The 23038-nt window shown below is 61.1% G+C and carries 21 protein-coding genes; 8 read left to right on the top strand and 13 right to left on the bottom strand.

What is annotated here, in order from left to right:
• Positions 1 to 4: 4 nt before the first annotated feature.
• From murD to mraZ, 8 genes are all read right to left on the bottom strand, one after another.
• Positions 5 to 1396, bottom strand: a complete 1392-nt coding sequence (gene murD, locus HMPREF3147_RS04975; protein ID WP_070445285.1) for a UDP-N-acetylmuramoyl-L-alanine--D-glutamate ligase — start codon at positions 1394 to 1396, stop codon at positions 5 to 7.
• Positions 1393 to 2505, bottom strand: coding sequence for a phospho-N-acetylmuramoyl-pentapeptide-transferase (mraY, locus tag HMPREF3147_RS04970; RefSeq protein WP_070445282.1), 1113 nt, complete (start codon positions 2503 to 2505; stop codon positions 1393 to 1395). The genes murD and mraY overlap by 4 nt, the downstream gene beginning before the upstream one ends.
• Positions 2506 to 2528: 23 nt before the next feature.
• Complete coding sequence (gene murF, locus HMPREF3147_RS04965) at positions 2529 to 4064, bottom strand: UDP-N-acetylmuramoyl-tripeptide--D-alanyl-D-alanine ligase (RefSeq protein WP_070445279.1); 1536 nt, start codon at positions 4062 to 4064, stop codon at positions 2529 to 2531.
• Positions 4061 to 5614 carry a UDP-N-acetylmuramoyl-L-alanyl-D-glutamate--2,6-diaminopimelate ligase gene (locus HMPREF3147_RS04960; RefSeq protein ID WP_070445276.1) on the bottom strand — a complete coding sequence of 518 codons (1554 nt, stop codon included), beginning with the start codon at positions 5612 to 5614 and terminating at the stop codon, positions 4061 to 4063. The genes murF and HMPREF3147_RS04960 overlap by 4 nt, the downstream gene beginning before the upstream one ends.
• 67 nt (positions 5615 to 5681) lie before the next feature.
• Positions 5682 to 7550: a peptidoglycan D,D-transpeptidase FtsI family protein gene (locus HMPREF3147_RS04955; protein WP_070445273.1), complete on the bottom strand. Its 1869-nt coding sequence runs from the start codon at positions 7548 to 7550 to the stop codon at positions 5682 to 5684.
• Between the two features lie 328 nt (positions 7551 to 7878).
• Entirely contained in the window at positions 7879 to 8715 is an 837-nt protein-coding gene (locus tag HMPREF3147_RS04950; RefSeq protein ID WP_070445269.1) for a cell division protein FtsL, read from the bottom strand.
• Positions 8712 to 9755, bottom strand: a complete 1044-nt coding sequence (gene rsmH / locus HMPREF3147_RS04945) for a 16S rRNA (cytosine(1402)-N(4))-methyltransferase RsmH (RefSeq protein WP_070445266.1) — start codon at positions 9753 to 9755, stop codon at positions 8712 to 8714. The genes HMPREF3147_RS04950 and rsmH overlap by 4 nt, the downstream gene beginning before the upstream one ends.
• A gap of 173 nt (positions 9756 to 9928) precedes the next feature.
• Positions 9929 to 10363, bottom strand: a complete 435-nt coding sequence (gene mraZ, locus HMPREF3147_RS04940; RefSeq protein ID WP_010190539.1) for a division/cell wall cluster transcriptional repressor MraZ — start codon at positions 10361 to 10363, stop codon at positions 9929 to 9931.
• Positions 10364 to 10888: 525 nt separating this feature from the next.
• Between mraZ and HMPREF3147_RS04935 the strand changes: the two genes are divergently transcribed.
• Genes HMPREF3147_RS04935 through HMPREF3147_RS04925 form a run of 3 tightly spaced genes read left to right on the top strand, consistent with a single transcriptional unit; the run spans position 10889 to position 13361 of the window.
• Positions 10889 to 12037, top strand: coding sequence for an ABC transporter permease (locus HMPREF3147_RS04935; protein WP_070445264.1), 1149 nt, complete (start codon positions 10889 to 10891; stop codon positions 12035 to 12037).
• A complete protein-coding gene (locus tag HMPREF3147_RS04930) occupies positions 12034 to 12723 on the top strand; it encodes an ABC transporter ATP-binding protein (RefSeq protein WP_070445261.1) in 690 nt (229 codons plus the stop codon). The genes HMPREF3147_RS04935 and HMPREF3147_RS04930 overlap by 4 nt, the downstream gene beginning before the upstream one ends.
• Before the next feature lie 35 nt (positions 12724 to 12758).
• Entirely contained in the window at positions 12759 to 13361 is a 603-nt protein-coding gene (locus HMPREF3147_RS04925; protein WP_070445258.1) for a TetR/AcrR family transcriptional regulator, read from the top strand.
• Positions 13362 to 13472: 111 nt separating this feature from the next.
• Here the strand turns inward: HMPREF3147_RS04925 and HMPREF3147_RS04920 are convergent, their stop codons facing one another.
• Complete coding sequence (locus tag HMPREF3147_RS04920; RefSeq protein WP_070445255.1) at positions 13473 to 13880, bottom strand: DUF3040 domain-containing protein; 408 nt, start codon at positions 13878 to 13880, stop codon at positions 13473 to 13475.
• A 153-nt stretch (positions 13881 to 14033) separates the two neighbouring features.
• Positions 14034 to 14477 (bottom strand): SAV_6107 family HEPN domain-containing protein, encoded by a 444-nt coding sequence (locus HMPREF3147_RS04915; RefSeq protein WP_070445252.1) that lies wholly within the window; start codon positions 14475 to 14477, stop codon positions 14034 to 14036.
• A 263-nt stretch (positions 14478 to 14740) separates the two neighbouring features.
• Between HMPREF3147_RS04915 and HMPREF3147_RS04910 the strand changes: the two genes are divergently transcribed.
• Genes HMPREF3147_RS04910 through HMPREF3147_RS04900 form a run of 3 tightly spaced genes read left to right on the top strand, consistent with a single transcriptional unit; the run spans position 14741 to position 17988 of the window.
• Positions 14741 to 15313: a GNAT family N-acetyltransferase gene (locus tag HMPREF3147_RS04910; protein WP_070445249.1), complete on the top strand. Its 573-nt coding sequence runs from the start codon at positions 14741 to 14743 to the stop codon at positions 15311 to 15313.
• Between the two features lie 43 nt (positions 15314 to 15356).
• Positions 15357 to 16448 (top strand): polyprenyl synthetase family protein, encoded by a 1092-nt coding sequence (locus HMPREF3147_RS04905; protein ID WP_070445246.1) that lies wholly within the window; start codon positions 15357 to 15359, stop codon positions 16446 to 16448.
• Between the two features lies 1 nt (position 16449).
• Positions 16450 to 17988 carry an alpha-(1->6)-mannopyranosyltransferase A gene (locus HMPREF3147_RS04900; protein ID WP_070445243.1) on the top strand — a complete coding sequence of 513 codons (1539 nt, stop codon included), beginning with the start codon at positions 16450 to 16452 and terminating at the stop codon, positions 17986 to 17988.
• Here the strand turns inward: HMPREF3147_RS04900 and HMPREF3147_RS04895 are convergent.
• Entirely contained in the window at positions 17957 to 18355 is a 399-nt protein-coding gene (locus HMPREF3147_RS04895; protein WP_070445241.1) for an Rv2175c family DNA-binding protein, read from the bottom strand. The genes HMPREF3147_RS04900 and HMPREF3147_RS04895 overlap by 32 nt on opposite strands.
• A 50-nt stretch (positions 18356 to 18405) precedes the next feature.
• On the opposite strand from HMPREF3147_RS04895, the gene HMPREF3147_RS04890 reads away from it, so the two are divergent.
• Positions 18406 to 19656: a protein kinase domain-containing protein gene (locus HMPREF3147_RS04890; protein ID WP_070445237.1), complete on the top strand. Its 1251-nt coding sequence runs from the start codon at positions 18406 to 18408 to the stop codon at positions 19654 to 19656.
• Positions 19657 to 19668: 12 nt separating this feature from the next.
• Here HMPREF3147_RS04890 and HMPREF3147_RS04885 read toward each other — a convergent pair whose 3' ends face one another.
• Both HMPREF3147_RS04885 and HMPREF3147_RS04880 read right to left on the bottom strand, forming a co-directional pair.
• Positions 19669 to 21057, bottom strand: coding sequence for a class II 3-deoxy-7-phosphoheptulonate synthase (locus HMPREF3147_RS04885; RefSeq protein WP_070445234.1), 1389 nt, complete (start codon positions 21055 to 21057; stop codon positions 19669 to 19671).
• Between the two features lie 73 nt (positions 21058 to 21130).
• Positions 21131 to 21637 carry a polyadenylate-specific 3'-exoribonuclease AS gene (locus HMPREF3147_RS04880; RefSeq protein ID WP_070445233.1) on the bottom strand — a complete coding sequence of 169 codons (507 nt, stop codon included), beginning with the start codon at positions 21635 to 21637 and terminating at the stop codon, positions 21131 to 21133.
• A 61-nt stretch (positions 21638 to 21698) separates the two neighbouring features.
• On the opposite strand from HMPREF3147_RS04880, the gene HMPREF3147_RS12995 reads away from it, so the two are divergent.
• Complete coding sequence (locus HMPREF3147_RS12995; RefSeq protein ID WP_141740717.1) at positions 21699 to 22961, top strand: glycosyltransferase 87 family protein; 1263 nt, start codon at positions 21699 to 21701, stop codon at positions 22959 to 22961.
• Positions 22962 to 23038 lie beyond the last annotated feature (77 nt).

Genomic DNA, 23038 nt, shown 5'->3' with positions numbered 1-23038 from the left:
AGCGCTAGCGGGCGAGGCGGCGGGCAGCGGCGGCAAAGATATCGCCGCGCTGGCCCATACCGGTGTACATGTCCAACGATGCCGCAGCGGGTGCTAAAAGCACGGTATCGCCGGCGTCGGCGTGTTGCACGGCGGCGGACACTGCCTGTTCCATTGCGGCTTCCGGATCGTTGCTATCCACGATGACGACGGGTACATGTGGCGCTGCCTTCACGAGGGCTTGGGCAAGCACATGCTTGTCGACGCCCACCAGAACCGCCGCCTTCAGCCGCGCGGCATAGGTGCGCAACAGTTCCGAGACATCAGCGCCCTTCAGTTGGCCGCCGGCCACCCACACCACGGAGTCCAAGCCGCGCATAGCGACCTCCGCGGCATGTGGGTTCGTCGCCTTGGAATTGTCGATGTAGGTCACGCCAGCATGGCGGTGAACAATCTCCCCGCGGTGGCCAGCCACCACGTAGGAGCCAAGTCCTTCGGCAATGGATTCCGGCTGAGCACCGGCGACAGCCGCGACCGCCGACGCGGCAGCGGCATCCAGCACTCCGGCCAGACCGGCGGGTTGGATGGTGGGGGCATCGTCTACCACGACGGACTTCATCCCTGCCACCTCGTTGACGAGGAGGCTACCGGTGCTCACGCCCACTTCACCTGCAGCGGGCTCGGCATGGCTGAAAGCGGTTGCGCCGGGAAGAGAGGCAGCGAGCGCTCGAACGCGCTCATCTTCCTTGCCGTAGACGGCATGCTCTCCGCACAGAATCTTGGCCTTGTCTGCGGCATAGGCTTCGAAGGAGCCATGCCAATCCAGGTGGTCGTCCGCGAGGTTAAGCAGAGCTCCGACTTCTGGGCGTAGCTGGGAGGACCAGTGCAATTGGAAGGATGAAAGCTCCGCTACGAGGATGTCCACACGGGGCTCAGCGGCCAAGGCATCAAAAGATGACACGCCGATATTGCCTACGGCTTGGGCGCGCTGTCCGGAGCGTTGCTCGTCAGCAGCCATGATGGCAGCGAGCATGCCGGTGGTCGTGGTTTTGCCGTTGGTGCCGGTGATCGCGAGCCAACGGCGCGGGGCACCAAAAACTTCTGCTTGGTCGAGGCGGTAGGCCAACTCCACATCGCCGATCACCTCAAGGCCGCGGGAGGCTGCAGCGGCGAGCAGCGGTGAATCTGGCCGCCACCCCGGCGAGGTGACGACGAGCGAGTACTCAGCTAAGTCCACCGCGGAAGTGTCCACGGTGGCAACGCCCAACTCTGCAGCGATACGGCTGCGGGAGTCCGCGTTGCCATCGGCCACCGTTAAGTCCACGCCCAAGCGGGAAAGGACTGCCGCGCACCCGCGGCCAGAGACGCCAGCGCCGGCGATGAGGACGCGGCCGGAGAGGAAGTCTGGGCGCGTCATGCCCCTACTCCTATGCCGGAGGCGGTGAGCCAATCACCGTAGAAGATTGCCACGCCGGCCATCGCCGCCATGGCAGCCAGAAGCCAGAAGCGGACAACGACGGCCGTTTCCGCCCAACCACCGTTCTCAAAGTGGTGGTGGATCGGCGCCATACGGAAGAAGCGCTTTCCGGTGGAGTGGAAGACCACGATTTGGATTACAACGGAGACCGTTTCGATGACGAACAGGGCACCGATGATGATCATAAGTAGCTCGGTACGGCTGGTAACGGAAATACCCGCGACCAAACCACCGAGTGCCAAGGACCCGGTGTCTCCCATGAAGATTTTGGCGGGCGCGGCATTCCACCAGAGGAAGCCCAGGCAGCCGCCCAGTCCTGCGGCCGCAAGCACGGCGAGGTCGAGCGGATCGCGCACCTGGTAGCACCCGGCAGCAAAGTTAGTGGCGCAGGAATAGCGGAACTGCCAGAAGGTCATCAGCGAATAAGAGCCCATGACAATCGCGGTAACGCCCGCCGCGAGGCCGTCGAGGCCGTCGGTGAGGTTCACCGCGTTCGACCACGCCGCAATAAGGATGTACATGAAGATCAAGAACACGATGGTTCCGATGACCGTGCCGCCGACAGCTAGGTCGAAAGTATTCAAGTCGCGGATGAAGGATAGCTTGGTGGAGCCTGGGGTCAGCCCCGCATCGTTGGGGAAACGCAGAACCAAGAAGCCGAAGAGCAGCGCCAGCACGAGCTGGCTGACTAGCTTGGCGGTCTTATTGAGCCCGAGGTTGCGGTGGCGGAAGAGTTTGATGAAGTCATCCGCGAAGCCCACCGCGCCCAAGCCTAAGGTCAGTCCGAGGACCAGCAAGCCGGAGGCGGTAAAGGCCTCATGCCCTGTTAGCAGGCCATAGAGGCCAGCCACAACATAGGCCACCAAGATGCCCGCGAGGATGGCAAGGCCACCCATCGTCGGCGTACCGCGCTTGCGCAGGTGAGACTTGGGGCCATCCTCGCGGATCTCTTGTCCGCGGCCGGTATCGGAGAAGTAGCGGATAAGAACCGGGGTAGTAAAGATCGCCACGAGGAAGCTAACCGCACCAGCGATGATGATCTGAGTCACGAGCTTGAAGTCCTTTCTAGCGGCTAGCTGTGGTTCAGCTGTTCCGCGACCAACCAGAGACGTTGGGCATTGGAGGCCTTAATCAAGACCACATCCTTAACGTTACGGCTAGCCCAATCATCGACCCCTGCTGGGGCCACGCGCAGTATGCCGTCCACCGCCTGTGCGGCGGCCGCGGCATCGGCGCACACCACTGTATTTATACCTTGCTGCGCAGCGGCCTCGGCCATCGCCCGGCAGTTGGGATTCTCCCCTACCGCGATGAGGTGCTCGACGTGGTACTTGGCCAAAAACTCACCGAGCTGGCGGTGCGATTGCTCTGCATCGCTGCCGAGTTCTCCCATCTCCCCCAGCACCGCGATGGAACGGGCGTCGGGGCGCGCTGCTGCGGTATAAGCCAAAGCGGCAATGGCCGCTCGCATCGAATCGGGGTTGGCATTATAGGAGTCATCGATGACGGTGACGCCATCGCGGCGGGTGCGCACGTCCATGCGGTGTTCGGAAGCGAGGCGGTGGCCGGACAGGGCAGCCGCCACCGTGTCTGCCGACACCCCCAGCTCGATGGCTGCGGCGGCCGCGGCCAGTGCATTAGACACCTGATGGGAGCCAAAGACTTGGAGCTTCACAGCAACGGGTTCGGCATCCGGGCTGTGCAGGGTAAAGGAGGGACGAGCAACGTCATCGAGCACGATGTCGGTGGCATAGTACTGTGCTGCCGGGGCACCTCCGCGACGATTTTCCGTGGAGTAGTACACCACTTTGGCCTCCGTGCGTGGAGCCATGGCAGCGACGAAAGGATCATCGGCGTTAAGGACGGCTACGCCGCCTGCCTCCGCGTTCGGCAGCGCCTCCACCAACTCTCCCTTGGCCTGAGCGATATTCTCGCGCGAGCCAAATTCGCCGAGGTGCGCGCTACCAACGTTCAGGACCACGCCAACGCGCGGCGCGGTGATTTCGGTGAGGTGACGGATGTGCCCGATGCCGCGGGCCGACATCTCCGCCACCAGGTAGCGCGTGTGCTCATCGCACCGCAGAGCCGTATAGGGCAACCCGATTTCATTATTGAAGGAGCCGGGCGGAGCGACAGTCTCCCCCACCTCGCGGAAGATGGTGGCAATGAGGTCCTTGGTAGACGTCTTGCCGGCCGAACCGGTAACACCGACAATAGTGAGTTCCTGCTCTGCGGCAAGGCGCTGCGTTACTGCACGAGCAATCGCAGACAACGCTGCGACAACGGCGGCCGCAGACCCATCTGTATCGTTGGCGTAAATATCCGCGTTGGCACCGTCACCCTCGACGCGCCCGTGGGGTTCGACGACTATCGCCGGAACACCCACCGGCCGCGCCGCCAAAACGGCAACGGCGCCTTTATCAATTGCGGTGGTGGCGTAGTCATGGCCATCCACGCGGGCTCCGGGCAGCGCTACAAAGAGGCTGCCTGGGGTGACCTTGCGAGAATCGAATTCGACAAAACCAGTCACCTGGGTGTTTGGATCATCGACGCTATCCAGGCGGCCGCCCGTGATCTCAGCGATCTCAGCGAGGCTTAACGCAATCATGCTTGCTCCTTGGATTCTTCGGTACTCAGGGTAGTCGCAGTAGTCACGGCTTCAAGAGCTCGAGCCATCTCTTCGCGGTCATCGAAGTGATGGACGGTATCGCCAATGAGCTGGCCTACCTCGTGCCCCTTGCCAACAACGATGACGGCATCACCCGGCTGCGCCCACGCCACGACTTCATCAATGGCCTTGGCGCGTGAGCCTACCTCGCGGATATCAGCCGCTGGGTTTGCCTCCTGGGCGCCCGCAAGCACGGCTGCACGGATCGATGCTGGGTCTTCGGTGCGGGGGTTGTCATCGGTGACGACGACAAGGTCCGCGCCCTTCGCGGCGGCCGCTCCCATGAGCGGACGCTTGGAGGAATCGCGGTCACCTCCCGCGCCGACGACGATGCCGATGCGGCCCGTGCTGCCTTCCAACTGCGTGCGCAGGGTCTCCAGAACGGCCGCGATTGCAGCCGGCTTGTGCGCGTAATCCACCACAGCCACAAAGTCTTGGCCGCGGTCAACACGCTCCATGCGCCCAGGGACTGCCACCTTCTCTACACCCTCGAGGAAGACGTGCGGCTCGATTCCAATAGCGGCGGCCATCCCTGTGGCGAGAGCCGCATTGGCGATGTTGAAGGTACCCGGCATAGGCAGGCGGAATTCAAACGTTCCGGCATGCTCACCGGAGGCAAGCGTTAGTTCCACCTGCTGTGCACCGGTGACCTCAGTGCTGAGCTGACGGCCAGTGATATCGGCATCGCTTCCTTGCGAGGTCGTTGATACCCGGATCACCGGGCGTGCTGCGGCGCGCTGCGCCATACGCTGTCCCCATTCGTCATCGACGCAGATGACGGAGCGGTCGGCGGCGTGGGGGCCGTCGAAAAGCAGGGCCTTGGCCTCAAAGTAGTCTTCCATCGTCGGGTGGAAGTCCAGGTGATCCTGGCTCAGGTTCGTAAAGCCACCCACGTCGAAGCGCGTTCCCTGGACTCGTCCTAGCGATAGCGCGTGGGAGGAGACCTCCATCACCACGTGCGTAACTCCCTCAGACACCATGCGCGCAAAAAGCTCCTGCAAGGTCGGCGCCTCCGGAGTGGTCAAGGAAGTCGGGACCGGCTCCCGGTTAATGCGGGTACCCGTCGTACCAATGAGACCCACTGAATAGCCCGCGTGCAAGAGGCCTGCTTCGAGGAGGTAACTCGTGGTGGTTTTACCCGAGGTGCCCGTCACTCCAAGGATGGTGAGTTTCTGCGTGGGGTGACCATAAATCTCAGCGGACACGGCTCCGAGGATGGCGCGGATATCCTCCACCACAAGAAGCGGCCGCTTCTCTCCGGCGTCGTCGAGGATACGCTGGCCTTCGGCGTCAGTGAGAATGGCTGCGGCCTTAGTATCGGCGGCAAAGCGCGCGCCGTGAACCCGTGTGCCCGGAAGCGCCGCGAACAGGCCACCGGGCGGCAGTGCTGCCGAGTTCAGCCCACAGGACCTAACGGTAGTCGAGGCATCCCCGATCACTGTGCCCCCAGAAATCTCTGCTAGGCGCTTCAGGGTGGTGCTGCTGGTCACGGTGATTCCTCTTCTCTGTTTCTCTGTCTCTAGGTTTTCGATATGTGCTTTTCGGTGTGAGAGCTGACTACTCGGCGCGCAAAGTCAGTTGCGGTGCTGGCGGGGAGGGCGGGATATTGTCGCGGTCAAGGAGCCAGGATGCGATATCGCTGAAAACGGGGGCCGCTGATTGGCCGCCGGATCCATCGTCGTTGACACCGGATTCCGGCTCATCGAGCATGACGGCGACGACGAAGCGGGGATCATCGGCAGGCGCAATGCCCGCAAACGTGATCCAGTATTTGGAATTGGAATAAGCCCCAGTGTCCTCATCGACTTTCTGCGCGGTACCGGTCTTGCCGGAGAGCTGATAGCCCTCGATGTTGGCGTTGCCGGCGGTACCGTTGTTCAGGCCCTGCGGATCATCCTGGAAGACCGCTCGGAACATGTCGACGACGGTGCGTGCGGTTTCGGCGCTGACCACGCGGGTGGTCTCGGGCTCCTCCAGCTCTTCCTTCGTCCCGTCCGGCGCGGTGATCGAATCAATGATGCGCGGCTCGATGCGCTCGCCGTCGTTGGCGAGGGCCTGGTAAACAGACGCCAGCTGCAGGGCAGTCCATGACTGGCCCTGGCCGATGGGCAGGTTAGCGAAGGTACCGCCGGACCACTGCGAACGATCGGGAACCAGTCCCGGGGACTCGTTGGGCAGCTCGATTCCGGAGGTCTGCCCGAGTCCGAACTTCTTCAGGTAGTCGGCGTATTTATCTTGGCCAAGTCGATCCGCCAACATCAGCGTTCCGACGTTCGAGGACTTACCGAAGACGCCTGTCGTGGTATAAGGCTCAACGCCGTGCGGCCAAGCATCATTAACAGTCACGCCGGCCATGTCGATGGAGCCGGGCACCTGCAGAACTTCATCCGGGTCAGTCAGACCCTCCTCGATGGTCGCGGCGGCAGTAATAATCTTCGCCACCGAGCCGGGCTCGAAGGGGTGCGAGACCGCCAGGTTGTCGAAGGTCTTGTCCTTCTGGAGCTGCTTTTCGATGTCCTTGTTCGGATCAACCGTCCCCGTATTCGCCATGGCTAAGACCTGTCCGGTAGCGGCATCCAGCACGACCGCCTCAGCGCTTTTCGCCTTCGAGTTAGCCTTTGCCTTTTCCAGCTTCTGCTGCACGTAGGTCTGCAAATCAAGATCCAGCGTCAATGTGACATTTTTGCCGTCAGTGGTGGGCACCTGATCACGGAGGCTACCGGGAATCACCTGGCCATTAGCCGAAACGTCTTCGGTAGAGCTGCCATCAATACCCGTGAGGGTGGTATCACCGGAGGCTTCGAAACCAAACTGGCCTTGGCCGTCCATGGACACCTTGCCGATAACGTTCTCCGCGATAGCACCGTTGGGGTACTGGCGGATTTGCTGCTCATCGGCGGCAAGGCCGTGGTATTCCTCGGAAATAGCTACCGCGACATCTGGGTCGACATTGCGCACGAGGACCTCATACTGGGTGTCGGCACGGAGCTTGTCCATAATCTGCTCCGGTTCCACGTCGCCGGCATCGATTCCGGCCTCCTTCAGCTTGCTCGGAATCCCCTCCGACATTTCGGTGAGCCGCTCGGTCACTTTGTTGTCTAGGTAGGAATTCTTCGCGTCGGGAGCCAAGGACTCAAACTCGGCCTCCCCGGTGGCCTTCTGCTCTTCCTGCTCACGAAGCTCATCGCGCAGGCGAGTCGGTGAGACGGTCAATGACCGAGCACGCATGGTGTAGGCCAAACGTTGGCCATCGCGTGCAAGGATCTCACCCCGTCCGGCGGTGTCGACGTACACGCGGGTTCGCTGCGCTGCTGCCTTCGCTGCCAAGTCTGGACCCCATACAATCTGCACCCAGGCGAGGCGCCCCATCCAGGCCAGCATGATGACGAGCATCACCGCCGCAATGACGTGAACGCGCTGGCGCATCGTCTTTTGCTGACTCAGGAAAGGCTTGCCGGTACGTGGATTCCGGGAGCGGGTCGCGGGAACGACGCGGTCGGCGTCGTAGCGCTGCCGTGGTTGGTGAGAGGCGCCGCGTGGCTGAGCGGCACGGGCGGCGGGAGCCCGCCTCGGGCGCCGGCCACCGGAGTGTGGTGGGGTCACACGTCACCTTTCTGTCTGCAGCGAGGGTAGGTAAGTAAACAGCTGAATGTCTTGCCCCACGCTTGGCGCGGGGTAGAGACAGTCTCATCCCGAATTGTGCCCTATTATCGCCGCCTGCCCACGCAGGCACGCGCGAAGCGGGAGGGAGATTCTATCCCCGCGCCGCATAGGGAGCCTGGGCCGGAATATCCGGCAGCTCAACGCTCGCCTCCCCTGGCTGGCCGCCTTCGGGGCTATCCTCCGAATGCGCGTCCGTGGTAGCGGCACCTCCGCCTTCGCGGTTGCGCTCGCTGAGCGTCGGGCGGGCGTTGAGGTTGTCGGACATGTTGGCCGTCGCATTCGGGTCACTGGAAGCCTGCCCCGGGCGGACCGGCTCACCGTTGACATCGATGACTGATTCCATATCCGGGGTTGCCTCGCGCTTGTGCTCGATGTTGCCGTCTGCGCCAACCTCCACAACGCCCGGCTGGACCGGAATGCCCATCTTGGCTTCGTGGGCGCGGCGAGCGACATCCGAGGCCGAACGAACGTTTTCCAAGTCTCGGTTCAGGGTTTCCAGCTGGTTATCCAGCGTGGATTCTTGGGCGGTGAGCTCCTGAATCTTGAAGGTCTGGGACGTAGACAAGCCCGACAGCCACATGGCTGCGGCCACACCCGTAATCAGCAGAGCAATGGCGGTGAAGGACAGGCGCGCGAAGAGGCCGTTAACCCGCGTGGGCTGTGCGACACGACGCCCACGATTGCTTACGACCTGCTTCGAGCCAAGGCGGCTTCCCCGCAGGCCGGAGCCAACGCGGCGAGTAGGAACGGTGCCGCGGTGCGGGGTGCGGCTCGGCAGCGGGGTGGTACGACGCCCCCGTTCAAGCAGCGCGGTTCCCTGGCCCGTGGCATCGGCTCCAGTGGTGAAATCGCGGCTTGCGCCCATGGTGTGGGTCCTCTCGTGGTCGCGGCGGTGCGTTGCCTGTGCGGTACGGTCTCTCAGCGTCATGGCCTACCTCCCGGTTCATGAAAAGACGGTGTCCCCTCAAGGCGTTCGAGCGCGCGTACACGGACGGATGCCGCACGCGGGTTCTCCGCAATCTCTTCCTGGCTCGCCTTCTCCGCACCACGCGTCACCACGGAATAATGCGCCGCGGTCCCGGGCAAATCCATGGGCAGGCCCGCTGGAGTGGTCGAGGTGCTGAGCTTGGTGAAAGCATGCTTGACAATGCGATCTTCGAGCGACTGGTAGCTCATAAACACCGCACGTCCGCCAATGGACAAGGCATCCGTAATCACAGGGATAACCTGCTCAATAGCCTCAAGCTCACGGTTAACCTCAACGCGCAGTGCCTGAAAGGTTCGCTTCGCCGGGTGGCCACCAGTGCGGCGCGTTGCTGCGGGGATGGTGGCGTACAACAAGTCGACTAAGCGCGCGGAGTTGCTAAAAGGCTCCTTTTCCCTTTCCCGCAGAACCGCGGATGCGATTTTGCCGGCGAAACGCTCATCGCCATAGGTCTTTAAGATGCGAGCCAAGTCGCCGTGACTATAAGTATTGAGAATGTCGGCGGCGGTCGTTCCCTGGCGAGGGTCCATGCGCATATCCAGCGGGGCGTCAGTCTTGTACGCAAAACCGCGATCGACCTGATCCAGCTGCATGGAGGACACACCCAGATCAAATAGCGCCCCGGCTATGCCGTGCTCCCGCGCGATGGAAAAGATCTCGTCTTCCCCATCCGCGATAGCACTGCCCACCTCATCGAAACGCGCGTTGACGCCCACGAAACGGTCGGCGAAGGGGCGGAGACGTCGAGAAGCACTGCTCAACGAAGCAGAGTCACGGTCCACGCCAATGATGCGCACGGAGGGAAAGGCGGTGAGAAAATATTCGCTGTGACCACCCGCGCCCAAGGTACCGTCAACGATGACGGCATTCTCCCCTGCCGCCTCGACAGCAGGGGCAAGCAACTGGGCCATGCGAGCACGCATGACGGGGACATGGCCGTGGTTCTCGCTCACGTCGTAGTTTATGGTGCCGTCGTGCTCCACAGTTGCTGTCCCCCTTTCCGTTCAGGCGCTTAATGCTGCGGTCTGATGTTCTCGATAAAAAGCGAGTGCGTATAGGGCCCTGTCCGAGGAAGGGTTCTGATGTCGGGGAAGTACACCAGCTCATCCTCCTCGGGCAGAGTCCGTACACGCACTCTTGGTTCGCCGGGAAAGCTTTAGAGCAGCCCAGCAAGTACGTCATCGGCGTCTGCCGCCGAGTAAGCATCTTCAGTTTGCGCCTGGTATTCAGCCCACGCGGCTGCATCCCAGATTTCGAGGAAGTCGACCGACCCCACGACCACGCATTCCTTTGTCAGGTTTGCGTACTCACGGTGGCCTGCTGACAGCGTGATACGCCCGTGCCCATCGGGGCGCTGCTCGTCCGCACTCGCTGCCAAGTTACGGATGAACGCACGCGCGTCCGGGTTGGTGCGTGACACAGCCGCCGCCTTCCTAGCTCGTGCCGCGAATTCCTCCCGCGGGTATACCGCAAGCGAATGGTCCTGACCCTTGGTAACCATGAGGCCACCGGCCAGTTCTTCACGAAACTTCGCTGGAAGCGTGAGCCGCCCTTTGTCATCGAGCTTGGGAGTGTAGGTACCGAGAAACATCCCCGGGTCCACCTTCCTGCCACTCGAAAACTCCGGATTCCTCTCGCGACAAGAGAACAACTCTCTCCTCCGCTGCGCCCCACTCTACCCCACTTTCCCCCACCGCCCACACCTTTCACTCCCCTCTTCCCCGCGTGTCACAGAAAACATGCAGCTAGACAGGAGTTTTTTCGGTGGGAAGTTTTCCCAGCACACTCTTGACACGCCCCCTAAGTGCGCACTTCACACCCTTATTCACACCTGCATCTTCCACCCCTTTAGGGAGATTTCTCCCCCACATTCACACAATCCTGCGGTTTATACGTGCATTATCCCGCAGCCAAGCACCTCACACTCCACCGCCTCACCGGCCTACACGGGGCCAGTGGGGGAAAGTGGGGAATTTAGGGAAACTGCCCAGGAAGCCGTTTCTCGCGACAGCATTTTTAGAAACGCCACGTTCCTATGTTAGAAACATATTGTTGCTATCTCACATTTGACGGGGATGGCATTCCAACAGATTCCCACCCACTAGGAAGATCCACCATGTATCTAGCTTGGCGCGAGATGCTCTTCGCGCGTACCCGCTTCCTCCTCATGGGCGTTGTCCTCGCCCTGATGTCCATGCTCGTCGTCATCATCTCCGGCCTCACCGCAGGTTTGGTCAACGACGGAGTCTCCGGACTGAAGGCCATGGACAGCGACGTCGTCGCCTTCGCCGACGGCGCCCAAAAGGACTCCGCCTTCACCCGCTCCGTAATTGATGCCTCCGCAGCCGAATCCTTCGCCCGCCTCGATGGCGTAGACCAGGCCGCCCCTTTGGGCCTGACCATTGCCAATGCCCATAACCAAGAGGGCACGGCAGTGGATTTGACCCTCTTGGGAGTAAAACCCGATTCCTTCCTCGCTCCAGCTGGGCTCCCCACCATCGACACCACGCGGGTCGACGGCCAACCCAGCAACACCAAGCACGACATCATCGTCTCCTCCACCCTGCAGGATGAGGGCATCGAAGTCGGTGACACGATCACCCTTGACCGCCTGGATATCCCTCTCAATGTCATCGGCTTTAGCGATAACCAGCGCACCTTCGGTCACGTGGACGTGGCCTACCTGCCTTTGGATATCTGGCAGGAGATCCATGCCGGCGGGCGCCACGGTGAAGCCGTCAACCCGGACGCCTATGAAGAGGCTTCCGTTATCGTCGCCCGCACTACAGACAAACCCGACACCGAAGCCCTCACAGAGCAGTCCGGACTCGATGTGCGCACCCTCAAGGAAAGCTTCGACTCCTCCCCCGGCTACACCGCTGAGATGATGACCCTGTCCATGATTACGTGGTTCCTCTACGTCATCGCCGCGCTCGTCACTGGTGCTTTCTTCCTCGTCTGGACCATCCAGCGGGCAGGCAATATCGCCACTCTTCGCGCGATGGGCGCCACCAAGGGCTTCCTGTTGCGCGATAGCCTCGGCCAAGCTGTAGTCATCCTTGTCTTGTCCATCCTGGCGGGCGCGCTGGTGGCCGTCGGCTTAGGCAGCCTCTTGGAGCAGACCGCGATGCCTTATGCCACCGAATTCAGCTCTGTCATCAGTGGCGGCCTCATCCTCTTCGTCGCTGGATTGCTCGGTGCCTTCATCGCCGTCGTCCGCGTTACCCGAACCAACCCCCTCGCTGCCCTAGGAGAAAACCGATGAGCCCAGCTTTAGAACTACACGACGTCACCATCAGCTACACCGATGGCGACTCGCAAGTTAAGGCACTCGATTCCGTCAATCTCAGCATCGATCCCGGTGAATTCGTAGCCGTGGTTGGCCCATCCGGCTCTGGAAAGTCCACACTGCTCGCCGTTGCGGGCGCGCTGACAACACCCGATTCCGGCAAGGTCCTAGTCGCAGGTGAAGATATCGTGCCGCTGAGCGGCACCCAACTGGCCGAGATTCGTCGCAACCACATCGGCTTCGTCTTCCAGTCCACAGGTAACCTTCCCTCCGCGCTGACCGCGGAGGAACAAATCGAGCTGGCCACCAAGGTCATCGGCAAGACTGGGCGCTACTCCAGCGCTGAGCTGCTCGACAAGGTCGGTATGAAGCATCGGGCGAAGCACCGTCCAGGAAGCTTGTCCGGCGGTGAGCGCCAGCGTGTCGGCATCGCCCGCGCGCTCGTGGGCGATCCCCAAGTGCTGCTTGTCGACGAACCCACTGCCGCCCTTGATCGCGCACGCTCCCAAGAGATCGTGGCGCTGTTGGCAAAAGAATGCCACGACTTTAACGTCGCTGGCATTATGGTCACTCACGACTATGAAGTCCTTGAGCACTGCGACAAGGTCTATGAGATGGTCGACGGCCGCTTGACGCCTGCCTCAGCCCCAGCGTCAGAGTAGAAAAAGAATGCGCAGCTTAACGTAGAATTACGCGCATGCCGAAGATCACTGAAACGACAGTAGCCGAGCACCGCGCCGTCCAGCACCGCGCGGTGCTGGAGGCTGCCGAAAGGTTGATCATCAACAACCGTGGTGCGGTACCGACCTTGGCCGAGGTAGCTGCGGAGGTTGGGCTTGCTCGCCCCAGTGTCTATCGATATGTGTCTTCTCAACACGATTTACTGGTGCAGCTTCTCATCCAGGCCACACAGTTGTGGAATGAACAGCTCGAGGCCGCCATGAAGGTGGCTCCCCCTGAACCCACGAAACGCCTCCGCGCCTATGTGGACGCCACACTCGAGCTCTTTGTTCATGGGGCCCACGGTCATTTGATGACTGCCGCTCAACACTTCCCCCGAGCTTTTGCTGACGAGGAAGTGCAACGCTCTCATGACGGCTTCGCCTCCATCGTTGATGCGTTCTGTCCCGGTATTTCCGCGGTAGACATTTCGCTGCTCAACGCAGCCATCCTTCGGGCTTCGGAGCTAGCGGAGCGCTCTCCGGAGCAGCTCGATAGCGCGACACAGACTCTCTATGCAATGGCCGATGCCATTGTGCCCCACCCTCCTCCGCGGATGAGAGCAGACCAGGACAGATAAAACCGACTAAGAACAGCTAAGAGCAAAGCAGCCCTCCGCGAATTAACGCGGAGGGCTGCGGGGCGAGAGTACAGCTATCTATACAACGCCCATGAGCGCCTTATTTGGGGCCTAGCGTTCTTCAAAGCGACGGCGGAAATTGTCTTCCAGGCGGTTTCCAACGCCGCTGCCGCCCTTCTTGGATTGCTTGTTGTGCCCGCGCGCAGGGGCATGCGTGCCGACTGCAACCAGAGAATCTTCAGACTTTCCGCGCAGCATCCAGACACCGGAGCCGAACATAACGAGGAAGCCAAGGACGGAGAGGCTGACAAACCACAGAGATTGCTGAGCCAACGCGATACCGCCCACCATCATGCAGAGACCAACAACAATCAAGGCCACTCCGCGGAGGGTGATGGCACCCGAGTTTCCGCCGAAAGATGTTTCACCGGACACAGACGCGCCAAAATCAGGATCATTGGCCAGCAACGACTGTTCAATTTCACGCAGCGCTTGCTGTTCGTGCTCAGAAAGGGCCACAGCGTCCTCCGTAATGGGTTGGGGTTTAGGTAGTAATACTGGGAATGTGGGTTACTACCTCTATAACGTCAAGGATAGCGAGATAGTTCCCACAAAGACAGTCCATAATTTGGCCGCACTACCCCCTCACGGCCTATGACCCCGGCCCCAGTCTTAGGCCGCCATTGGCCCGAAGCCCAGCTCGGACTCAGTCGCATCCACATAACGTGCGGCAAGCGCTAAGTACTGATAAACCGAATCCGGCTCCGGGACCGGATCTAGCCCAGAGGCCACACGTGAGCGCACACGGGAGTACTCCTTAAACTCCTCTGCCCACTGCGCATCAGCCAGGCCAATGAGAGCCACCTGCTCCCAGGCGGAAGTAGGCAAGCGCCGGCGGCGCGACACCGTGGACGCCGCTACGCGTGCCCCGGCTGCACGTAGCGAGGCGCGGTAAGCCATTTCCAATGCATCCGCAAAGCTTCCCTCCGCTGCGCTTCTCCGCGCATCCGCTAAGAGGTCTAGTGCTTGGTTCACAAAACGGTCTCGCTGCACCCGCTGCATAGCCTCACGGTTCCGGCTGCGGGCCGCCGCTGTTGCTGAGATTACCTGTGCCATGTCCTCTCCCCCTTGGGCTTCTTCCTCAGTTTGTCGATAAAGACTGTGCCGTTGATGCTGTTGATTGTCTGCTGTTGTTCGTTGTTGCGATTCACCTTAAAACCACCTTCCTACATCCACCTCCAATTTTAGAGCACGTGTTCGAATTAAACAATGGTGTTAAAGCATCATTTCGAATGTTTTCGAACACGCACACCACGACGCTTGATGGAAGTTTCCCCGAGTGCTTTCACATACCGTGAGAATCTGTTGTTATTAGACATGTGAGTTACACGCTGCGCCGCTTAAGCCCCCAAGAGTTCGCCATTGCCCTCCCGCACTTGGTAGATATCTACATTGCAGCGATGGAATACAACCCCTCGGTGCGCGAGGGGTCCATCTCACGATGGCGCGCAGATCTCATACGCCCAGGGTTTTCCTGCGTTGTGGCCACCGATGAATATGGCATCGCCGGCTTTGCCTACGGCTTCCTAGGCACCCCCGATACCTGGTGGGATAAACAGCTCCGCCGTGCACTCGCCGCCTGCGGCGGCCCTACCCCAGAGCAAGAAGAGATTCTCCACAATTACTTCGAGCTGGCAGAAATCCACGTGCTCCCCGCGAAACAAGGCCACGGCCTGGGCCGCGCACTACTAGAAGCCTTAGCCTGGAATCTTCCCGCTCACTATATTTTGCTCTCCACACCGGAAGTTCCTCATGAAGCCAACTCCGCCTTTGGGCTCTACCGCAAGATGGGCTTTGGCGATTTCCTGCGCGACCTCCATTACCCCGCTGATTCCCGCCCCTTCGCAATCCTGCAATCTACTGTGCCGCTCGCGCCAACCGACACCACTTAACCTGGCGCCTTAGCCCTGAACCTGCCCAGGTAAAGTGGCAAGCGTGACTACACCGCAGATACCTTCCTTGGACGAAATTCCCGCAGCCGTACGCGAGGAGCTCGCGCTTTTTCTAGACCGCCAGCGTGATGCCATCGCATCCATCGGCGCTCCGGTAACCAACGCGATTTCCTATTTGGAATCCTTCGTGCTGGATGGCGGCAAGCGCATCCGTCCCCTCTACGCATGGGCAGGTTTTATCGGCGCACGCGGGCTGGAAGGGTCGGAGTCCCCGCAGGCCATGCTCCGCGCAGCCACATCCTTGGAGTTCATCCAAGCCTGCGCCCTGATCCACGATGACATCGTGGATGCCTCCGATACTCGGCGCGGTAACCCAACCGTTCACCGTGGCGTAGCAGCCCGCCATCGCGAACTCGGCTTCCACGGCGATGCTGATTTCTTCGGCCAGTCCCTTGCCATCCTCGTGGGTGACATGGCTCTGGTCTGGGCGGAAGACATGCTCCAAGACTCCGGCCTGAGCCCTGAGGCACTCGCGCGTGCCCGCGCCCCTTGGCGCGCTATGCGCCGCGAGGTAATCGGCGGGCAGATGCTGGATATCTGCCTCGAAGCGGAAGGTTCTGAGGACGCCACGTTGGCTGATTCCGTCAACCGTTTCAAGACCGCCGCCTACACCATTGAGCGCCCCCTGCACTTGGGTGCAGCCATAGCCGGCGCCCCCGAAAAGCTCGTCGCTGCTTTCCGCGGCTACGGCCAAGACATCGGGGTCGCCTTCCAGCTGCGCGATGATTTGTTGGGGGTCTTCGGTGACCCCGCCGTGACCGGCAAGCCGGCCGGTGATGATTTGCGCGAGGGCAAGCGCACAGTCCTCTTGTCCTTGGCACTGCAGCGCGCGGATGCCTCCGATCCCGCCGCGGCTGCGGAATTGCGTCGCCTCATCGGTCAGACAGAGGATCCCGCAGAGATTGCCCGCATGGCGCAGATTATTGCGGATTCGGGTGCACCGGATGTCGTCGAGCAGCGCATCAACGATCTCACGCGCTCGGGCCTTGACCACCTTCACAATGCTCAGGTTTCCCCCGAGGTTACGAAGACTCTGGAAGAGCTGGCTCACAAGTCCACGGCCCGCCGGATGTAGCATGACTCGTCCCACAACCACGCGCGTGCCCCTGCGCATTCCCCATCCCCTGCCTTTGGGCATCATCGCCGCTGTCGTGCTGGCGCTTGCCTCTTTCTCCGGTGGCGCTACCCGCAATCGCGGTGGATTCCTTGAGGCGCTCAATATCGGCTTTCTGGCTTATGGCCATGGCCGCAACATCGGCATGGTCCTCTATTGGGTTGGCCTTTTCGGTTTGGTTGCCGCATGGGTTTTAGCCGGCCGCTACTTCATTGCCCCGCAGTTGAAGAACCCACAACCAGACGGCACGCTGTCCGATATTCGGCGGATGCTGTTGTGCTGGGTTGCCCCTTTGTTGTGTGCGGCACCGCTGGCTTCTCGCGATGTGTATTCCTATCTCATGCAAGGTGCGATGGTGCGTGATGGCTTCGACCCTTATGTCGAAGGCGCGGCGGTGAACCCTGGTCCCTTCCTCTTGGAGGTCTCCCACGACTGGCGCAACACCACCACCCCTTATGGCCCCTTGCATCTGTGGATGGGCAATGGTGTAACCCACCTGGTAGGAGAAAACGTCGCCGCGGGCATCATCGTTTACAAGGCAATTTCGGTCCTGGGTTTTGCAGCTATCGCCTGGTCAATTCCACGGCTAGCCCGAAGCATCGGAGGCGATCCTGCCCTAGCACTCTGGTTGGGCGTGGCGAATCCAGTGATGCTCTTGCACCTCATCGGTGGAATGCACAACGAATCAGTCATGGTGGGCTTAGTATCGCTGGGCTTGCTTGCTGCAGTGCACCACAAGTTCCATGTCAGCCTCCTTCTCGTCGGTGTGGCAGTCTCCCTCAAGGCCACCGCTGTCTTCGCCACACCTTTTATCGTGTGGCTCATGCTGCACCACTGGGCCCCAAAGGGGACGAAGCCCATCAAGCGCTTCGGAGTCTTCCTCCTGTCCGGCTTCCTTGCCGTGGTGGAGGTCGCACTGGCGGTGGCGGCGATTACGTGGGCGTCGGGAAGCTCGTGGGGCTGGCTGTCACAGATCAGCGGCAATTCCAAGGTCATCAACCCTCTAGCTGGCCCTACCCTGCTGGCTGACATCCTCGTGCCGCTCATCCAGGTCTTCTCCCCCGATACCACCTATAACGGTGTGCTCACCGCGCTGCGCTCGGCTGCGATGATCCTCATGCTCCTCGGCCTCGTCCTCGTATGGTGGTGGGGTCGCACGGGCGTGCGCCGGGCTATCGCCGCCACGGCCGCGGCGTACCAGGTGGCATTCGTCTTCAACTCTGTGACGCTGCCCTGGTACTACGCCTCCGTGCTCACGCTCATGGGAACGTTCCGCCCACCATTGCCCTTGATCAAGCTCACCACCGGCGTGGCTATTTTCATCGGCGTCGCCTTTGCCGGCGACGGGAACCACCAGCTTTATAACTGGTTCTGGGATATCGCCATGGTGGTCGTAGCTTGGTCAGCAACGCAATGGATTTTCGATGGTGTTCCACGCACCACCGCGGCCCCGAAGCCCGATGAGGGTTCTAAAAAGCCGAAGCCTGTGCGCGCCGAATAACCTCGCGCGCCAGGTGGCCGTGCAGCGCGTCAATGGGGCGACCTGGCAAAGAATCATCTTCGGTAAATAGGTGCGCCAGAATCTCGTTATCGCCCCACCCGTTGTCGGAGAGGACCGTAATCACTCCAGACACATGCTTGGAAATGACGCCTTTGGCGTTGAAGAATGCTTCCGGAACGAGGCGCTCTCCCTCGGCATTGCGCCACACAATGAACTTGCGCGCATTGAGAAGATCGAAGACACGCGTGATCGGGAGATCGAGCCTTTCAGCGACCTCCTTCAGCGTCAGCAGCTTTTCCCCGGCGAGGAGCTGCGGCAGTTCTGGGTGCGGATTCTCGGTGTTTTTCTCAGACTTAGTCACGGACACAACTGTAGCCGGATCACACTTTGGGGCGCCGATCAGCCATACTGGAATCCATGACAAGGCTGAACGTGGGCGACATTCTTGAGGGACGCTACCGCATCGATCAGCCGATCGCTCGCGGCGGCATGTCCACCGTGTATCGCTGCGTTGACATGCGTTTGGGTCGCGCAGTGGCGGCCAAGGTGATGGATGAGCGCTATCACGATGACCCCGTCTTCGTCACCCGCTTCGAACGCGAAGCACGCGCGATGGCGCAGCTGAGCCACCCCAATCTCGTCGCCGTACATGACTTTTCCGCGGATGGATTACCCATTTATCTCATCATGGAGCTCATCACCGGAGGTACCTTGCGCGAGCTCCTTGCGGAACGCGGACCCATGCCGCCGCATGCCGCAGCCGGCGTCATGCACTCCGTGCTGGCCGGGCTCACCGAAGTCCACCATGCCGGCCTCGTGCACCGAGATATCAAGCCGGACAATGTTCTGATCACGGATAGCCACCGCGTCAAGGTCGGTGATTTCGGTCTGGTTCGCTCCGCCAAGGCGGAGCACGATAGCTCCGGCCAGATCGTCGGTACCGTCAGCTACCTCTCCCCCGAGCAGGTCACTGGCGCGGACATCACGCCGGCCTCCGACGTGTACTCCGCGGGAATCGTGCTCTTTGAACTCTTGACCGGCACAGTCCCCTTCCACGGCGATACCCCGCTGGCGCACGCCACCGCGCGCGTGCACGAGGATGTGGTGGCGCCCTCCTCCCGCATCGAGGGGGTGCCCATGCTTTTCGACGCCCTCGTGGCCACCGCCACTGCACGCCAGCCAGCCGAAAGGTTTGCGGATGCCGGCGAATTCCTCGATGCCTTGGATGATGTCTCCCGCGAGCTACAGCTCCCGAAGTTCACTGTCCCCATTCCGCGGAACTCAGCTGCCGCACGTACTGCTGCCGTGCCAACGGATTTTTCGGGCACGGATAATACCCGGGTCTTTGAAGCGACCTCAGCTATCCCTGCGCCCCAGCCCCCAACGCGGGAAACCCGGGTAGAGCCGCGCAACGACGCCTTCTTCCCGCCAGCCGAGCCTGTCGAGCCCCCGGCACCCTCCCCTGCGGTACCGGAGCCTTCTGCCCCCGTTCCTCCAGCCGGGGCCGAGGAAGAGCCGGAAGAACGGCCCTTGAGCAACCGCAGCGCGATAGCCCTCATTGGCTTCCTCGTCCTCGTCGGCCTCGCCACCTTGGCCGTCGCCGTGGCGGCTTGGTGGTTCGGCTCCGGAGAATACGGCACGTGGCCGATTCTCTGGAGGCCGTATTAGCCTGCGCAGCTCCTAGTTGCGCAGCATCTCAGCGATAAGGAAAGACAGCTCCAGCGATTGCTGGGTGTTTAGGCGCGGGTCCACGGCGGACTCGTAGCGGCCCGGCAGATCCACATCCGTGATGTCCTCAGCGCCGCCAAGGCACTCGGTGACGTCCTCACCGGTGAACTCCAGGTGCACGCCGCCCGGGTGGGTGCCCAGTTCACGGTGGACCTCGAAGAAGCCTTGGACCTCGTCGACGATCTTGTCGAAGTGGCGGGTCTTGTAACCGTTCGATGCCGTGAAGGTATTTCCGTGCATAGGATCGGACTGCCACACAACCTTGTGGCCGGAGTCCTCCACTGCCTTGATGATCGGGGGCAGCACGGAGCGCACCTTATCGTGGCCCATACGGGCAATCATGGTGAGGCGGCCCGGCTCACGGTTCGGGTCAAGCTTCTCCGCGTATTCCACTGCCTGCTCCGGCGTCACGCCAGGGCCAAGCTTGATGCCCACGGGGTTGCCGATGATGGAAGCAAAGGCCACGTGGAAGTCCTCAAGACCACGGGTACGCTCACCAATCCACAGCTGGTGTGCAGACAAGTCATAAAGCTTGGTTTCGCCGTTGAGATCCGTGCCCAGTCGGAGCATGGAACGCTCGTAGTCCTTCAACAACGCCTCGTGGGAGCAGTAAATCTCCGCCGAGCGCAGGGTCTCGTCCGAAACCCCACAGGCGTTCATGAAGGCCAGGCCGTTCTCAATCTCATCCGCCAGCGCCTGGTAGCGCGCACCCGCCGGGGAGTTAGCCACGAATTCGCGGTTCCACTCGTGGAGGCGGTACAGGTCTGCGGTTCCGGAGTGGGTCAGCGCCCGGACCAGGTTCATTGCCGCCGAGGAGTTCGCGTAGGCGCGAATCATGCGGGCAGGATCGTGGCGGCGGGACTCTTCGTTAGCTTCCACGCCGTTAACGATGTCACCGCGGTAGTTGTACAAGCCGTTCGCGTCCAGATCAGAGGAGCGCGGCTTCGCGTACTGGCCGGCGATACGTCCCAGCTTTACTACCGGAGTGGACGCGCCGTAGGTCAACACCACGGCCATCTGTAGCAGCGTCTTGATGTTGCCGCGGATGTGCGGCTCAGTGTTGGATTCGAAGGTCTCGGCGCAATCGCCACCCTGGAGGAGGAAGGCTTTGCCCAAGGCGACGTCGGCAAGCTTGCGCTTGAGATCCTCAACTTCCGGGGCCACGACGATAGGCGGTACGGATTCAAGAATCTTGCGCACGTTATCAGCCTGCAGCTGATCCCAGCTCGGCTGCTGTTTTGCCTCGCGGGAAATGGCGTCTTGGAACTTCTCATTGATCCCCTCCGGCAGCGGCGGCAGATCAGGAAGCACTTCTTTGGGAATATCTACTGTCCAACTCACACCCAGTATTTAACCATCTTGGGCCTGTCACGCGTTAGTTAATGGACTTTTCGGCCGCGGTATTAATTCACGATTAATGCACGCGGTTGCCCCTAGTCAGCGGCAATTGCTGCTCGCAGACTCGAAACTTAGCCAGATTATGGCGGGCGTCGACCAACGCATCGTGGTTGCCATTGGGTACTGGAGGCAGCTTAGGGCGGCCAGCAAACTCCCAATACTGCTTCAGTTCGCGGGTATAGCGCGGCATCCCCTTGGGCAGGCTAGCCATGTCTCCCCACAGTTGTGCGAGGACCACGTGGTCGTAGGCTCCTACCCAAGCCCACAGCTCAATGGGCGTGGAATGCCGGCCTAAGAATTTCAAGAGCTCTTCGCGGATGGTCTCACGTGATTTCCAAACTGGGTCTGCGGGGCTTGGCAATTTATCCAAGACGTTCTCCCGCACCCACGCATTAGCCTTCGCGGGGTCGAAATCTGTGGACACCGCGTAGTACTCGCTTCCGTCTTCCCCGACAATACCGATGGAGACCAGCTCGATGGTCGATCCGTCCTCAATGAATTCGGTGTCGTAGAAGTAGCGCACGCCCCGTATCCTAGTCTGCCGCCTAGAGCTGCCTTGCCACTGGGGGCCTATACTCAGCGGCGTGAAGAAAGCCCTTTCCTCTCCCTTTCTCCCCCTGATCATCGCTGGGCTGGCAGCCCTACCGTGGATTATCCAGCCTGCAGCGTTATTCAGCGACGGCTCCGTGCTTCCCTATTACCACGTTGACCTCGATGTATATCGTGAAGGAGGGCGCGCGCTGCTGCGCGGAGAGAATCTCTACACGCAAAGCTATGTACTCGACAACGGCGTCTCACTGCCCTTTACGTACCCGCCTTTTGCCGCAGTGCTCTTTGCCACGGTGTCGTGGATACCGCTGTGGCTACTCTCACTTCTCCTCACTGCGGCATCGGTGGCAGCGCTCTGGGGCTGCCTCTACGCCTTCCTTTCTCGGAGTTGCACCACTCACAGGCCCGGCTGGTGGTCTTCGTGGGCGCTCTGTGTGTGTCTGCTGTGCGAGCCCGTTATCGATACTCTCAGCTTCGGCCAAGTCAATCTCCTGTTGACAGCGATGGTCGTTGTCGATTGCCTGCTGCTGAACTCGCGGAGCCCGTGGCGTGGGGCCCTTAGCGGCGTGGCTATGGCTATCAAACTGACCCCGGCGGTCTTCCTTGCGGTCTTTGTCATCCGCCGCGAGTGGCGTGCTTTCACTACGGCCCTAGGTTCCTTTACGGTCTGCGGCGTGGTGGGCCACTTCGCTTCACCGGCAAGCTCCACGGTGTATTGGAGCGATACCATCCGGGATTCCTCCCGTATCGGCACACTGACCTACTCCAGCAACCAATCCCTCCGGGGCCTGCTCAGCCGCGTCATCCCTGAGCAAGCAACAGCCCTCTGGATAGTCGGGTGCCTCCTCATCGTGGCGACGTTGTGGTGGGTCATGGAGCGCACATCCTCACAGATTGAGCTTCTGCTGCTAGCCTCGTCGGCAGCGCTGATGTGTTCACCTGTCTCGTGGTCGCACCACTTCACGTGGCTGTGCTTGGCGGCGGTGTATCTGACTGCCCGCCGCCGCTGGTTCATTGCCAGCCTCACATGGCTAGTTCTTCTAGCCCGCGGTCACTGGCTTGTCCCCCACGGTGAGCAACTCGAACTGACGTGGTCGTGGTGGCAGCAGATTCCGGGCAATGACTACTTCTTGCTTGTCGTATTCCTCGTTGCGTTGAGCTGCTGGCTCAAGCTCACACCTTTGGAGGAAGGTTCCTTCTTCCGCCGACTGGCTCCGATCGGCGGTGGGGTCAGCGCCCAGCCCAAGACGGGTACCTTGCCTAGGGCCCATAGGGCCAAGGACGCAACAGCGCAATAGAGCACGCACATGCTGAGCCAGAACCAGGTGTTTTCCAGCGGCCATTGACCCGCCAGGGTGACCTCCCGCGGGTGGAG

Source organism: Corynebacterium sp. HMSC05D03, assembly GCF_001807205.1.
Classification (GTDB): domain Bacteria; phylum Actinomycetota; class Actinomycetes; order Mycobacteriales; family Mycobacteriaceae; genus Corynebacterium; species Corynebacterium aurimucosum.
Note: the sequence above shows the minus strand (reverse complement) of the source record. Positions and strands in the feature narration are given on the sequence as shown.

Excerpts from the sequence above, each read along its gene's own strand:
- murD (WP_070445285.1), bottom strand. The coding sequence starts at position 1,396 with ATGACGCGCCCAGACTTCCTCTCCGGCCGCGTCCTCATCGCCGGCGCT.
- HMPREF3147_RS04915 (WP_070445252.1), bottom strand. The coding sequence starts at position 14,477 with ATGGCACAGGTAATCTCAGCAACAGCGGCGGCCCGCAGCCGGAACCGT.
- HMPREF3147_RS04900 (WP_070445243.1), top strand. The coding sequence starts at position 16,450 with ATGACTCGTCCCACAACCACGCGCGTGCCCCTGCGCATTCCCCATCCC.
- murF (WP_070445279.1), bottom strand. The coding sequence starts at position 4,064 with ATGATTGCGTTAAGCCTCGCTGAGATCGCTGAGATCACGGGCGGCCGC.
- HMPREF3147_RS04950 (WP_070445269.1), bottom strand. The coding sequence starts at position 8,715 with ATGACGCTGAGAGACCGTACCGCACAGGCAACGCACCGCCGCGACCAC.
- HMPREF3147_RS04925 (WP_070445258.1), top strand. The coding sequence starts at position 12,759 with ATGCCGAAGATCACTGAAACGACAGTAGCCGAGCACCGCGCCGTCCAG.
- mraZ (WP_010190539.1), bottom strand. The coding sequence starts at position 10,363 with ATGTTTCTCGGTACCTACACTCCCAAGCTCGATGACAAAGGGCGGCTC.
- HMPREF3147_RS04935 (WP_070445264.1), top strand. The coding sequence starts at position 10,889 with ATGTATCTAGCTTGGCGCGAGATGCTCTTCGCGCGTACCCGCTTCCTC.
- HMPREF3147_RS04955 (WP_070445273.1), bottom strand. The coding sequence starts at position 7,550 with ATGCGCCAGCGCGTTCACGTCATTGCGGCGGTGATGCTCGTCATCATG.
- HMPREF3147_RS04930 (WP_070445261.1), top strand. The coding sequence starts at position 12,034 with ATGAGCCCAGCTTTAGAACTACACGACGTCACCATCAGCTACACCGAT.
- HMPREF3147_RS04890 (WP_070445237.1), top strand. The coding sequence starts at position 18,406 with ATGACAAGGCTGAACGTGGGCGACATTCTTGAGGGACGCTACCGCATC.